13 protein-coding genes are annotated in these 12912 nt (G+C 63.1%); 2 read left to right on the top strand and 11 right to left on the bottom strand.

Annotated features, from left to right (window positions below):
• Window positions 1–81 precede the first annotated feature (81 nt).
• On the top strand, window positions 82–1848 hold the full coding sequence (locus H8S57_RS06020) for an alpha-amylase family glycosyl hydrolase (protein ID WP_186907167.1): 1767 nt from the start codon (window positions 82–84) through the stop codon (window positions 1846–1848).
• Between the two features lie 468 nt (window positions 1849–2316).
• On the opposite strand, the gene sigE is transcribed toward H8S57_RS06020, so the two are convergent.
• From sigE to H8S57_RS05990, 6 genes are all read right to left on the bottom strand, one after another.
• Window positions 2317–3039 carry an RNA polymerase sporulation sigma factor SigE gene (gene sigE / locus H8S57_RS06015; protein WP_186907166.1) on the bottom strand — a complete coding sequence of 241 codons (723 nt, stop codon included), beginning with the start codon at window positions 3037–3039 and terminating at the stop codon, window positions 2317–2319.
• Between the two features lie 135 nt (window positions 3040–3174).
• A complete protein-coding gene (locus H8S57_RS06010; protein WP_186907165.1) occupies window positions 3175–4032 on the bottom strand; it encodes a sigma-E processing peptidase SpoIIGA in 858 nt (285 codons plus the stop codon).
• A 297-nt stretch (window positions 4033–4329) separates the two neighbouring features.
• Window positions 4330–4668 (bottom strand): DsrE family protein, encoded by a 339-nt coding sequence (locus tag H8S57_RS06005; protein ID WP_186907164.1) that lies wholly within the window; start codon window positions 4666–4668, stop codon window positions 4330–4332.
• A gap of 10 nt (window positions 4669–4678) precedes the next feature.
• Entirely contained in the window at window positions 4679–5551 is an 873-nt protein-coding gene (locus H8S57_RS06000) for a radical SAM protein (RefSeq protein ID WP_186907163.1), read from the bottom strand.
• Window positions 5548–6606 (bottom strand): histidinol-phosphate transaminase, encoded by a 1059-nt coding sequence (gene hisC, locus H8S57_RS05995; RefSeq protein WP_186907162.1) that lies wholly within the window; start codon window positions 6604–6606, stop codon window positions 5548–5550. The genes H8S57_RS06000 and hisC overlap by 4 nt, the downstream gene beginning before the upstream one ends.
• Entirely contained in the window at window positions 6603–6803 is a 201-nt protein-coding gene (locus tag H8S57_RS05990) for a DUF951 domain-containing protein (protein WP_186907161.1), read from the bottom strand. Before H8S57_RS05990 ends, hisC begins: the two co-directional genes overlap by 4 nt.
• A 138-nt stretch (window positions 6804–6941) precedes the next feature.
• On the opposite strand from H8S57_RS05990, the gene H8S57_RS05985 reads away from it, so the two are divergent.
• The gene (locus H8S57_RS05985; protein WP_243204725.1) at window positions 6942–7871 is read left to right on the top strand and encodes a S1 RNA-binding domain-containing protein; all 930 of its coding nucleotides are present in this window, start codon (window positions 6942–6944) and stop codon (window positions 7869–7871) included.
• A gap of 154 nt (window positions 7872–8025) precedes the next feature.
• On the opposite strand, the gene H8S57_RS05980 is transcribed toward H8S57_RS05985, so the two are convergent.
• The 5 genes from H8S57_RS05980 to glyA form a co-directional block, all read right to left on the bottom strand.
• Window positions 8026–8412, bottom strand: coding sequence for a DUF3795 domain-containing protein (locus H8S57_RS05980; protein WP_186907160.1), 387 nt, complete (start codon window positions 8410–8412; stop codon window positions 8026–8028).
• On the bottom strand, window positions 8409–9689 hold the full coding sequence (locus tag H8S57_RS05975) for a replication-associated recombination protein A (RefSeq protein WP_186907159.1): 1281 nt from the start codon (window positions 9687–9689) through the stop codon (window positions 8409–8411). Before H8S57_RS05975 ends, H8S57_RS05980 begins: the two co-directional genes overlap by 4 nt.
• 84 nt (window positions 9690–9773) lie before the next feature.
• Complete coding sequence (locus H8S57_RS18020; RefSeq protein ID WP_186907158.1) at window positions 9774–10547, bottom strand: S-layer homology domain-containing protein; 774 nt, start codon at window positions 10545–10547, stop codon at window positions 9774–9776.
• A gap of 473 nt (window positions 10548–11020) precedes the next feature.
• The gene (locus H8S57_RS05965; RefSeq protein ID WP_186907157.1) at window positions 11021–11587 is read right to left on the bottom strand and encodes a GNAT family N-acetyltransferase; all 567 of its coding nucleotides are present in this window, start codon (window positions 11585–11587) and stop codon (window positions 11021–11023) included.
• A 60-nt stretch (window positions 11588–11647) separates the two neighbouring features.
• The gene (gene glyA / locus H8S57_RS05960; protein ID WP_287881102.1) at window positions 11648–12889 is read right to left on the bottom strand and encodes a serine hydroxymethyltransferase; all 1242 of its coding nucleotides are present in this window, start codon (window positions 12887–12889) and stop codon (window positions 11648–11650) included.
• Window positions 12890–12912: the final 23 nt, after the last annotated feature.

The following is a 12912-nucleotide window of genomic DNA, read 5'->3' as shown; positions in this document are numbered from 1 at the left end:
ACGCTTGCCCTTGCAGCTCGCCTTGCCCTATTCCAGCCTTCCCCAGCCGCAGCAAGTTCTGACTCAGGTGGTGACGCATCCGTGGGCTATTCTGCCAGCAGCCTAAGCGAGAACGATACCGTTTATATGCTTTTGACCGACCGTTTCTTTGACGGGAATCCCAACAACAACGGTACGCTTGGAGAAGAGTACCGTCCCGGGGACCTGCACTACTACCAGGGCGGCGACTGGGCCGGCCTGACGCAGAAATTACAGTACATCAAGGACCTGGGCTTTACCGCAATCTGGATCTCCGCCCCCCAGGAGAACGAAAAGTACAGCCGCTCCGGCGACGAGGCCGGATATCATGGTTACTATACCAAAGACTTCAACCGCCCCAATTCGCATTTCGGTACGGAAGCGGAACTCAAGGCGCTTATTGCAGCCGCAGATAATCTCGGTCTAAAGATTATCATCGATGCCCAGCTCAACCATACCGCGGATTACCTGGAGTACCCTTCCACCACTTACTCCCCCGCTGATTACAAACCGGCGGCCCCCTTCGACAATCCCGCCTGGTATCACAACACCCCCAACATCGTAAATTTTGACGACCCCAATGAGGCCCAAAATTACAGTCTTGGCGGCCTGGACGATCTGGCGCAGGAAAATCCAGACTGCTGGCAGGCGCTCATGGATGCCTACTGGAATCCGGACACGGACAGCGGCTGGTTCAGCTATGGCTTTGCCGGCTCCCGGGTCGACGCGGTCATCGAGATTCCGCCGCAGTACCTCGCCCTCTATGAGCAGCACACCGGCAAGCCCAGCTTTGGGGAAGCGTTTACCGGCTCGGTAGATGCCAATGCCGCATTCCAGAATTATATGTGGGGCATGCTCGACTTTCCGCTCTACTTCCAGATGAACAAGGTGTTTTGCAAGGGCGAAGCGTGGGGCGGCGTCAAGTGGGTGCTGGACCAGGATGATAAGTACAACGACACGAACCGGCTCTTCACCTTCCTGGATAACCATGATCGTTCCCGTTTCCTTGCGAATGCGGGCGACAACTGGGCCAAGCTGCGTCTGGCGCTGGCTTTCCAGTATGCCGTGCGCGGTATCCCGGTCGTGTACTATGGCACGGAACAAAATATGGCGGGCGACTTCAAATATACGGAGGACACCATCAATTACTACAACCGTGAGATGATGAGCAGCTTCAGCGAGAATACGACCACCTTTCAGTATCTCCGGCGGCTCAACCGGCTGCGCAGGGAATACAGCGACCTTTTTACGCAAGGCGTACAGCGTGAGCTCTATTACTCTCACGGCGACCCCGTGTATGCGTTCAGCCGCCGAAACGAGAAAAACGGCAATGAATTGATCTGTCTCTTCAACAATTCCGCTTCCGAGCAGACCAGAACCATCACACTCAACCCGGGGGGCGCCAGCTTCACGACCGGCGCCCAGCTCACCGACCTTTTAAATACCGACTCGGTCATTCAAGTCCAGGAGGGGGACGTTCCGAACAGCCGGAGCATCACGGTTACGCTGCCTCCGAACAGCGCCAGGATGCTGACCAGCGGCTGCCCGGCCGAATACCATCAGCCCGTCTATACCCAGACCAGGGTCATCATCCATTACGACACCGGATTCGGCAACACCCTTTCGATCCGCGGCGACACCCTGCCGCTCCATTGGGACTTCGGGCAGAGGTGCGAAAACGTCGACGCCGCTACGTGGCAGTTCATCCTGGAGCGCCCCGTCTCCGGCAACCTGGCGTTCAAGGTCCTCCTGAACGACACGACCTGGGAATCCGGAAATAACCACGTCGTCCAGGCGGGCGGCACAATCGAACTTTGGCCCAGCTTCTGACCCGGCATTGCAGTACGTAACCGATCACGCAGATGGGCGGTCAACGCAAAGGAAGCGACGGGCTCGTCCCGTAAACGATTTGAGCTTTACCTCGCCGTCTGCCTGCGCCCGGCAGGTGCGCCATGGTATCCGCGCAGCACGGAACCCCTGGAGGGTTTGGGGGAGCGCGCAGACGGAGGCGTGGAAGCAGGTTTCCGCTTCCACGCCTCCGCCTGCCAGGCTGTCGAAACCCCCTCCTGGAGAAGAGCCCCGCAGAGTTGAGTCGTCCGCAGACGACGGAAGGAAAGGAAGCTCCGTCATTTCCGGCGACACGTGCGTCGGAAATGACACCTCTCATGACGGACAGGGCGACTTTTCTGCCAGAATCGAGCCCTGTCCGTCATGTATTCCTCTGTCGAAAAAGGCCAAAGGCCTTTTTCGACAAGCAAAGCCGGGCGGCAGCGCCGCCCGGCTTTGCCTGCACCGGGATCACAGCATTTTTAAAATCTCTCGCTTGAGACGGTTGATGATGCGCTTTTCCAGGCGCGAGATATAAGATTGCGAGATCCCAAGGGAATCGGCCACCTCCTTCTGGGTCCGCTCCGGCCGGCCGTCCAGCCCAAAGCGCATGGTGATGATCTGCTTCTCCCGTGCTTCCAGCTTCTCCATTGCGTCGAAGAGGAGCTTACGATCCACGTCATCCTCGATCGGCTTCATCACCAGGTCGTTTTCCGTCCCCAGGATATCGGACAGCAGCAGCTCGTTGCCGTCCCAGTCGGTGTTCAGCGGCTCGTCAAAGGAGACCTCGCTCTTCAGGTTCACGATCTTGCGCAGATGCATCAGAATCTCATTTTCGATGCACCGTGAGGCATAGGTAGCCAGCTTGATGTTCTTGGCAGGCTGATAGGTATTCACTGCCTTGATCAGACCGATGGTGCCGATGGAGATCAGATCCTCGATGCCCACGCCGGTGTTTTCGAACCGCCGGGCGATATAGACCACCAGGCGCAGGTTGCGCTCGATGAGCTGGGACTTGACCGCCTCGTCCCCTTCTTCCAGCCGTGCGATCAGGTCCGACTCCTCGTCTCTGGACAGGGGCGGCGGAAGGGTGTCGCTCCCCCCGATGTACATGATCTTTCCCGGCAGCTTCAGCCCCAGCCGTGCCAGGGCCTGCTGCACACGGACGTAACAGCGCAAAAGCCAGGCGCTCATATCCAGCCTCCCAAATCATTCTTTTTCTTCCGCCTCGTTCAGGCCATGGGGACCTGCCCGGCGGCGCGGAACACCGGCGCCGCGTTTGACGCAGAAGGCCCCCCGGCCGGGCGTTTCCCGTGGTCCCGGCAGGATCTATGTACCGATCAGGGCGCTATAGCCCCCGCCGTCGGACAGGCGGTTGGGCGAAAGCGCCACCAGCAGTGTTCCGTAATCCTCCCGGCCCACCCTGGCCCCGTCCAGCCGCAGAGAGAGCAGCATGCCGCACTCCACCCCCACCGCCTGATAGGGCAGCAGGCGGCACCGCCCCAGAAAGCCCGCCTGGGACAAGCGTTCCAGCGCCGCCACCGGGTCGCGCAGGTCCGCTTCGTCCGGCGCCTGCCCGGAGGGAAACAATCCCGCCACCTTCTCCCCCTCCGCCACCATCACTGGGCGGCCCGTAGCCGGGTCCGTCAGGGTGTTTCCGGTATCCACCAGGGCCGTCAATGCCACCCGCCGCCCGTCCAGGGTAAGCACCGCAGGCACCAGCTCCTGCCGTGCGGCGGTGTGGCGGGCGGAGCGTTGGAAGAGCAGGGTGATGACCACGTAGCACCCCGCCGCCGAGAGCAGGATGAGGCGCAGGTCCATGGCGGAGGAGAATACGCCGTTTTCCAGCGTGAGCCCCCTCCCGCCCAACAGCTCCAGGGCCAGGATCCCGCCGGCAAAGGCTGCGGATACCGCAAAGAAGACCAGCGTTACCCGCAGCAGACGGCGGCTTCCCCCATAACCGATCAGCAGGGCCAGGACCGCCGCGGCCAATTTGCACAGGGGATGGAGCAGAAAGCCCATCCCCGGCAGGAAGACGGCGGCGGCGTACGCGCCTGCCAGCGCCGCGCCCAATGCCAGCCGCCCCCGGTGGAGCACCTCGCCCGCCAAACGTCCCGCGCACAGCAGCAGCAGATAATCCACGACAAAGTTGAGCAGGAACAGCGCGTCGATATACACCACCGTCATTCTGCGCGTCCCCCTGTTCGTCCTGTCTGGCCGACGCTCCTTTGTATGCCTGCGGAGCGATGCTCCCGCGCCTTGCCTCTCGCTTCCGCTCACGCGGCATGCGCCGGTATCTTTGCCAGCGACGGCGGCAGCGGTCTCGTCCAGCAGAGATCATTATACGGCAAGCCGCTCTCAAAAAAGGTCAGATTCGGGCCGCGCTGCAAAAAGAAGGTGACAAGCCTTTTAGCTTGTCACCTTCTGCTTTTCCTTATGAATTTCCATATTGCTGCCGCGGTATTGGGCGAATGTGATTTCCCTTTACACGGTAAGCAGCGGGGCACGGGACCGGATGAGGCGGGTCAGCGGTTCGCCCCAGGGGATGACCTCCAATCCCATCTCCCGCAGCTGCTCCTCCACCCCGAGCTCGCGGGCGCAGGAAACGCAGGCAGAGAATGCCACGCCCTGCGCCCGGGCCAGGCGGATGCGCCCGGCCACTGCCGGATCTTCGACCGCCAGCCGTGCACTCTCCCCCCAAAGGATAACGGTGACCTTCTCCCACCAGCCGTGGGTCAGGCTGTTGACGGCGTACATCAGCACCATTTTATCAAATACCACCGGATCGGCGTTGGTCCAGAGAATATGCAGATGCTCCTCCATCGTCTTTTCCTCACAATCCCCGCCAGAATTCCGGCCGGACGTCTTGTCTGCCCGCCAGCGCCCCGTCCAGGAGCGCCAGCAGCCGTTCCCGCTCCTCCGGCAGGCCGCCCTTGAGCGGCAGGTAATTGGAGGCGTGGTCGCTGGTAAAATGGAGGGGAGACACCTGCAGGCTCTCCAGCAGCAGCCGGGTCTCCTCCAGTGCCTCCCGGGCATCCAGCAGTTGGAATTCCCCCCGCTCCGCCTGACGGGCCAGCGGCGTTCCCGGCGTTGGCAGATAGGTCAGCGCGGACAAATGCCGTGGGCCCATGGCATTGATCAGCGCCGCCGTATCCAGGGCATGGGAGCGGCTCTTCTCCCCCGGTCCGGCCAGGCCGATGAGGACCATGGTCCACAGGTCAAAGCCCGCCTTGACCAGGCGCTGTCCGGCCGTCAGCATCTCCGGGGCCGTCACCCCTTTGTTGACCGCCCGGAGCACCGCGTCGCTGCCGCTCTCCACCCCCAGGTAGAGCCGCACCAGCCCCGCCTCCCGCAGGGCGGCCAGTTCCCCATCCGTTTTCGCCAGGGTACTGCGCGCTCCTGCATAGGCGTTGACCCGCTTCAGCCCCGGGAAGCTGCCGTACAGGCGCTCCAGCACCGCCAGCAGGTCCGCCGTGTCCATGGCAACCGCATCCCCATCGCAGAGGAAGACCCGCTCCACGCCGCCGTAATAAGCCCCGGCCAGGGCGATATCCGCAAAGATCTCCGGCAGAGGGCGCACATGATAGCGCTTGTCCCGATACATGCCGCAGAAGGTGCAGCCGTTGTGGGAGCAGCCCACGGTGACCTGCAGCAGATAGCTGCCGTGTTCTCCGGGCGGGCGGTAGATGCTGCCCTCGTACCTCACCGCACCAGCTCCGACAGGGCGTCGTACAGGGCGTCCATCTCCGTCTGGGTGCCCACGCTCACCCGGAGATGGTTCCGGATGCGGGGCTGATCCCACCAGCGCACCAGAATGCCCCGCTCCCGCAGGCCATCCAGCAAGACCTTGGCAGGCGCCTTCGGATGGGCGATGAAAAGGAAATTGGACGCAGACTCGCACACGTCGAAGCCCAGTGTCTTGAGCCGGGCCGCGGTACGGTCACGGGTGGCGATGATCTGAGCGGTGGTGGTGCGGAAATAGTCCGGATCCCGCAGGGCGCCTTCCGCCCCCGCCAGGGCAAGCCGGTCCAGGGGATAGGAATTGAAGGAATTCTTCACACAATTGAGCGCGGCGATCAGGTTCTCCTGGGCCAGAGCAAACCCCACCCGCAGCCCGGCCAGGGAGCGGGACTTGGACAGGGTCTGCACCACGACAAGGTTCGGATAGCGGTCGATGAGCTCCACCGCCGACTCCGCGCCAAAGTCCACATAAGCCTCGTCCACCAGGACCACCGCGCCGGGATTGCCCTCCAGTATCCGCCGAATGGCACACAGAGAGAGGGCCCGGCCCGTGGGCGCGTTGGGGTTTGCAAGCACTACCCCGCCGTTGGGGGCCAAGAAGGACTCCACAGGCACCCCAAAGCCCTCGTCCAACGGCACCTGCCGGTATTGCAGGCCGTAGAGCGCGGCAAAGACCGGGTAAAAGCTGTAGGTCACGTCGGGAAAGAGAAGGATCCGGTCCGGGTCAAAAAAGGCCTGAAAGCAGAGGGCCAGCACCTCGTCCGAGCCGTTGCCCACAAAGACCTGCGACGGCTTCAGGCCGCAGGTGGCCGCCATGACTTCCCGCAGCTGGGTACAATCCGGGTCGGGATAGAGCCGCAGCGGCTCGTCCGCCGCCGCGCGGATGGCGGAGAGGGCCATGGGCGAGGGGGGATAGGGGTTTTCGTTGGTATTGAGCTTGATGAATTTCCGCTCCCGGGGCTGTTCCCCCGGCGTATACGGGGTCAGGCCCCGGATACGGCTGCTCCAAAATTCCTTCATTCCTGCGGTGCTCCTTCCGGATTACGGATCCATTTTTTGATGCTCTTCTCCGCCTTGCTGCGCGGGATCATCAGCTCATGACCGCACCCCTGGCAGCGCAGGCGGAAGTCCATCCCCACCCGCAGCACCTGCCAGGTATGGCTGCCGCAGGGGTGCGCCTTTTTCAATTCCAGCATGTCACCCACATGGATGTCCATGACCGCTCCCCCCTTCCCTGTATCTCTATCATTATAAATTCCAGCCCGCCCGCTGTCAATTCAAGGCTGCGCTGCGCATATAGTGGGCTATCAAGAAAAAAAGCCCATGGACGCTGGAAAGGATTGGTCATCTTGACGATGCGCTTTTTGCCCGAGGGCCATTTGCTCTCTTTGCCGGAACATCAGGCTGCCTGCGCCTCCCCCGCCGCCCTGCGCAGGGCCATGGAAGAGGAAACGATCCTGGAAGGAATGGTGCGCCTGTGCGACGCGGAGCACAACCTGCTGGTGACGGTTGGCCCGTATCAGGGCCGCATCCCCCGCGCCGAGGCCGCCCTGGGCATCACCGACGGCACGACCCGTGAGATCGCCATCCTCTCCCGGGTCGGCAAGCCGGTCTGCTTCGTGGTCACCGCCGTGGAGGAGACCGGCGGTACGGTGCGCCTGACGCTGTCCCGGCGGCTGGCGCAGCAGAAGGCCCTGGACGCCATGCTCGCCCAGCTCTCCCCCGGCCAGGTGATTCCCGCCGTAGTCACCCACCTGGAGCCCTTCGGCGCCTTCGTGGATATCGGCTGCGGCGTGACCTCCATGATCGGGATCGAAGCGATTTCCGTCTCCCGCATCCCCCACCCCGCGGAGCGCTTCTCGCCCGGGCAGTCGATCTTCGCCGCCGTGCTCGACCTGGACCGGCGGGCCGGGCGGGTGTATCTGACCCACAAGGAGCTGCTGGGCACCTGGGCGGAAAACGCGGCCCGCTTCCAGCCGGGGATGACGGTGCCCGGCATCGTGCGGGGCATCAAGGAGTACGGCGCCTTCGTCGAGCTGACGCCCAACCTGTCCGGTCTGGCCGAGCTGCGCCCCGGACTGAAAGAGGGCGACCGCTTTTCCGTCTATCTGAAGGCCATCCTGCCCGAGCGGATGAAAATCAAGCTGTTGGCGATCGACGCCCTGCCGCCGCTGGAGAAGCCCGAGCCGCTGGAGTATTTCATCACCAGCGGACCGCTGCGCAAATGGAAGTACGCCCCCGAGGGGTGCAGCAAAGTAGGCGCGGAAACAGTGTTTGCGCCCTGAGCCGGCCCCGATCCGGGCCCTGCGCGCAGGCAGGGACAGGGTCGCCCACAGCCTGCCGCGCCAAATGCAGATACCCGTAGGAGCGGGGGAAGCCCCCGCCCCTACGGGTATTCTTGGATCCGGCCGCCGCACCCGGACGCATGCGGCGCACCTCCTACGGATTGCCGGCGCCCCGTTCGATCAATTCCAGGATCTCCTCCACGGTCTCCGGCACGTCGTAATCGCCGGTCAGACGACCGGGATAGTGGTAGACCAGCCCCGCCCGTTCGTTACGCTCCAGGCAGTCCAGCAGGGCCGTCTCTCCATGCCGCCGGAGGAATTCCACAAAGGCCCGCACGCGCGTTTTCTCCCGAATTTCGCCCGGGCAGGGAAACTCCGGGCATTCCCAACAGCCCGCATGCCCCCGCGCCAGGCCGCACTGGAAGCTTTTGCACCACGCCTTGTCCGGACAGCCCCCGCTGCGGCAGCCGGGGCACCCCTCCTGCTCGCTGCACAGGCAGCAGGCCAAGCCGCAGTAGCCAAAGCCCAGCGCGCGCTTCACGTCCCGCCGCCTTCCCGGCCCTTGATCTCCTCCCAATACCGCCGGGCGGCCTGCTCGGTCTTATTATCTCCGTACTCGTAGTACCGTTTGCCCGCCAGCGCGTCGGGCAGATACTGCTGGCTGACCCAGTGGCCCGGAAAATCATGGGGGTACCGATAGCCCTGCTCCCGCTCCTGCCCCGCCGAGTCGGCGTGCCTGTTCTGAAGGTGCCGGGGGTAGTCCCCGGTCTTGCCCGCGCGCACGTCGGCCATGGCATGGTCCAGGGCGATGTGGGCGGAATTGGATTTGGGCGCGGTGGCCATGAGCACCGCCGCGTCTCCCAGCGGGATCCGGGCTTCGGGCAGGCCCAGCAGATTGGCCGCATCCACACAGGCCTTGACGATGGGGATGATCTGGGGATACGCCAGGCCCACATCCTCACAGGCGATGACCATCAGCCGCCGGCAGGCGGAGATCAGGTCTCCCGCCTCCAGCAGCCGGGCCAGATAATGGCAGGCCGCGTCCGGGTCAGAGCCGCGGATGGACTTTTGCAGGGCGGAGAGGATATCATAATGGTCGTCTCCCGCCCGGTCATACCGCATGGCGGAGCGCTGGGCCGCCATGCGGGCGTCCTCCAGGGTCACCAGAAGCCGGTCCCCTTCCCGCCGGGCGGAGTTCAGCAGCAGCTCCACCGCGTTCATGGCCTTGCGCACGTCCCCGCCGCAGGCGGAGGCGATGTGCTGCTGCACCCCGTCCTCACAGAGCGCCTCCGCCCCCAGCCGCGCCCCCATCAGCCGGACGCCCCGTTCCACGGCGGGCAGCACATCGGCGGATTCCAGGGGCTTGAATTCGAACACAGAGGCGCGGGAGAGCACCGCGTTATAGACATAGAAATAGGGATTTTCCGTGGTGGACGCGATGAGGGTGATCTTCCCGTTCTCCATGAATTCCAGCAGGGACTGCTGCTGCTTCTTGTTGAAATACTGGATCTCGTCCAGATAGAGCAGCACCCCGTCGGGGGCCAGCATGGTGCCGATGTCCCCGATGATGTCCTTGATATCCGAGATGGAGGCGGTGGTCGCGTTGAGCCGGTGCAGGGGGCGGTTGGTACGCTTGGCGATGATATTGGCCACGGTGGTCTTCCCCGTGCCGGAGGGGCCGTAAAAGATCAGGTTCGGAATACTGCCGCTGTCGATGATACGGCGCAGCAGGCCGTCTTTCCCCAGGATGTGGCGCTGTCCCACCACCTCGTCCAACGTCTGGGGCCGTATTTCGTCCGCTAAGGGCCGGTATGGCATGGAAAAGCCTCCCTTATTACTGCAGAATGGAGGAGAACCGAATTCTCCTCCATTCTAACACATGTTCGATTATCCGTAAAGGGGTCACATGGCGGGCAGATTCTGGTTGCTGCGGCTTACCGGGCCGTTGGCGTACAGGCGCAGCAGCGTGACCACTGCCTGTTCCCGGGTATAGGTGCCCAGGGCTCCAAACGTGGTCTCCGACGTGCCGTTCATCACGCCCAGCTCCAGCACGGCGGCCACGTCCGCCTGCGCCCAGTCGGCCACGCTGTTCCAGTCGGTCAGGGCCGCGGAGGGGTCCGCCGCGTCATAAGCGCCGCCATAGCGCCGGTAGCAGCGCATGAGCATTGCGGCGGCCTCCTGCCGGGTAATCAGGCCGTTGGGGTCAAAGGTGCCGGCGCCGCGGCCGTTGACGATCCCCAGGGCGTAGGCCGCGTTGCCGTAGCCCCGGTCCTCGGGCTTGGCCAGATCGCGGAAGGTCTCCAGCTGACCGCAGAACTGGTTCCACCAACTGCTGGAATTGCCGAAGGGCATCCCGTCCCGGTCCAGCGCGCTGGAGCAGTACACCCCCAGGAAGGAGCCGTCGTCGTCATAGCCGTACTGGAACGCCAGGAAGTGAACCACCATCTGGGCAAACTCAATGCGGGTGACCGAATGCCGCCAGCGGCTTTGCAGGTTGGAAGGGACCATGCCGAGCACGATGGCCTGGGTGACCTCTTCAATCGCCCAGGGCGAGGGCACGTCCTCCGGCAGCACCACCGCGCTTCCGTCGGCAGCACTGCTGGAGGCGGCCATGGCGGGCGGCAGCGCGCCCACCGTTATTGCAATTGTCATCAGCAGGGCCAAAATACGTTTCACAGGCGTCCACTCCTTGTTTTTACTCTTAAAATAACACGCCCGGCGGCCTTCGTCAAGCTTGCAAAGCCCGCCTCCCTTTTCCTCGATTTGCGCGCGGGCCAGATCTCGGGCGATTTCACGACACATTGAAAAACATTTACCTGTATGATAACATACACATATGTATAAAAGCGTGATAAATCAGGATCTGAGGGGGAACAGAAAATGAACGATACCATTAAAAGAGCGCTTATTTCCGTCGCTGTATTTGCGGTAATTTACTTTTTGTCGTTGTGTATCGGAGTGCCAAGCCGTGAGATAAGGTTTTTGGGAACCGTAATCGGCACAGGCTGCTATTGGATCGGAAGTAATAAAAGGTAAATCTGGATTTGCAGGGGCAGCCTCATTTTTGAGGCTGCCCCTGCTATTTTGACCAAGGGTACTCTAAATGCACAATTAAGGGAAAAGAGATAAGCCCGCCCGCGGCGCTGCCCTCAAAAGGCCGCCAGCACCGCCCGTACCGCCTCCTCCGGCACAGCGGGAAAGGGCCGGACCGGCTCCGGGGCGCCGCCGTAGGGCCCGAGGGCTTTCTCGAACCAGGCCACGTCGTGCCAGGCGCCGCATTTATAGCCGGTATTCCGGTAAACGCCCAGCTGCCGGAACCCCAGAGCCCGGTGGAGGCCCTCGCTTTTTTCATTGGGCAGGGTCACGCAGCCGTAGGCCGTCCGCACGCCCTGAAGCCGCAGCAGTTCCATCAGAACGCGGTAGAGCCGCCCGCCCAGTCCCCGGGACGTAAACGCCCGGTCCAGATAGACCGAAAGCTCCGCGTTCCACTGGTAGGCCTCCCGCTCCATCTGCCGGTGGGCGTAGGCGTAGCCTACGGTCCGCTCCCCTTCCCGGCAGAGCAGATAGGGGTATGCCCGGCCAATGCCCTCGATCCGCCGGGCAAACTCCGCCCGGGAGGGCAGGGCGCATTCAAATGTGATGGGGGTATCGATATACTGCCCGTAAAGTCCCAGCAGGTCCTGGGCATCCGCCGCCCCGGCAAAGCGAATTTCCATGTTCGTCTCTCCAAAACCAAGAAAGCCGCCCCGCCGCAGACGGCGGGGCGGCTCAGCCGGTCAGTTGTAAAGGGGATATTTCCCGGTGAGCTGGGCCACCTGGGCGCGGATCTCGCCGGCCTGGGTCTCAAACGCGGTGGCGGTCTGCCACATGAGCCGGGCGATCACCTTCATGTCTTCCTCCCGGAAGCCGCGGGTGGTGGCGGCAGGCGTGCCCACCCGGATGCCGCTGGTGACAAAGGGCTTCTCCGGGTCGTTGGGAATGGCGTTTTTGTTGACGGTGATGTTCACCTCGTCCAGACGCTTCTCCATCTCCTTGCCGGTCAGATGGGCCGGACGCAGATCCACCAGCATCAGGTGGTTGTCGGTCCCGCCGGAGACCAGATCGAAGCCCTCCTGCATCAGGGCCTGGGCCAGGGCGGCGGCGTTCTTCACGATCTGCTCCTGATAGCGCTTGAACTCCGGCTTCATCGCCTCGCCCAGCGCCACGGCCTTGGCGGCGATGATGTGCTCCAGCGGACCGCCCTGGCTGCCGGGGAAGATGGCGGAATCGATCTTCTTGGCCAGCGCTTCCTTGCACAGGATCATGCCGCCCCGGGGACCGCGGAGCGTCTTGTGGGTGGTGGTGGAGACCACGTCGGCATAGGGCACGGGAGAGGGGTGCAGCCCTGCGGCGACCAGGCCGGCGATGTGGGCCATATCCACAAACAGGTAGGCGCCCACTTCATGGGCGATCTCGGCAAAGGTCTTAAAGTCGATGACGCGGGGATAGGCGGAGGCGCCGGCCAGGATCATTTTCGGCTTATGCTTCTTCGCCAGGTCCCGCACCTGGTCATAGTCGATATAGCCCTGATCGTTGACGCCGTAGGCCACGATATGGTAGTTCTTTCCGGAAAAGTTCACGGGGGAGCCGTGGGTCAGATGCCCGCCGTTGGCCAGATCCATGCCCAGCACGGTGTCCCCGTGCTCGCACAGGGCCTGATAGACGGCGTAGTTGGCATTGGCGCCGCAATGGGGCTGCACGTTGGCATGGTCGGCCCCGAACAGCCTGCAGGCCCGGTCGCGGGCCAGGTCTTCCACCACGTCCACGCACTGGCAGCCGCCGTAGTACCGCTTGCCGGGGTAGCCCTCGGCATACTTGTTGGTGAGCACCGTGCCCGCTGCGGCCAGCACCGCCTCGCTGACAAAGTTCTCCGACGCGATCAGCTCGATATTGCGCCGCTGGCGGTCATACTCGGCCCGGATGGCCGCGCCCACCTCCGGATCGCGGGATGCGATGAAGTCCATGATATCGTTGACCAATTCCCCTGTCGCCACCTTTCCAA

This window comes from Lawsonibacter hominis (genome assembly GCF_014287895.1).
Lineage (GTDB): Bacteria > Bacillota > Clostridia > Oscillospirales > Oscillospiraceae > Lawsonibacter_A > Lawsonibacter_A hominis.
Note: the sequence above shows the minus strand (reverse complement) of the source record. Positions and strands in the feature narration are given on the sequence as shown.